At 76.3% G+C, this 507-nt stretch carries 1 protein-coding gene; it reads left to right on the top strand.

The genetic code is table 11. From position 1 onward, the window contains the following. Positions 1-81 precede the first annotated feature (81 nt). Positions 82-507: dienelactone hydrolase family protein (locus RF645_RS13515; protein ID WP_368819297.1), on the top strand; the 426-nt coding region annotated here is incomplete at its 3' end.

The raw sequence follows: 507 nt of genomic DNA, 5'->3' as shown, positions 1-507 counted from the left end.
TACCGCAAGCGGCTCGTGGCGGCCGGCACCGCCGACGCCGTGCACGCCCGGCAGGCCTGACGGGCCACGAGCGACGTCCTCGTGGCCACCGGTCACGGGCAGATGCCCGTCCACGTGGCGGTGCCCGACGGCCCGGGGCCCTGGCCCGGGGTGGTGCTCGTGCACGACTTCACCGGGATGAGCCAGGACCTGCGCCACCAGGCGGACTGGCTGGCGGGGGCGGGGTTCCTCGCCGTGGCCCCGGACCTCTTCCACTGGGGCGGCCGGCTCCGCTGCCTGCGCACGATCATGAAGGACATCGGCGCCCGCCGGGGACGCACGTTCGACGACGTCGAGGCGGCGCGGTCCTGGCTCGCCGCGCGCCCCGACTGCACGGGCCGGATCGGGGTCGTCGGCTTCTGCATGGGCGGCGGCTACGCGCTCGCCCTCGCCGTGGAGCACGGGTTCTCGGCCGCGAGCACGAACTACGGCGGGTGCCCCGAGGGCGCCGAGCAGTGGCTCCCGGAC

It is taken from the genome of Kocuria sp. CPCC 205260 (genome assembly GCF_040981045.1).
Lineage (GTDB): Bacteria > Actinomycetota > Actinomycetes > Actinomycetales > Micrococcaceae > Kocuria > Kocuria palustris.
The sequence above is the reverse complement of the archived record's forward strand: the minus strand, read 5'-3'. Positions and strand labels throughout refer to the sequence as shown.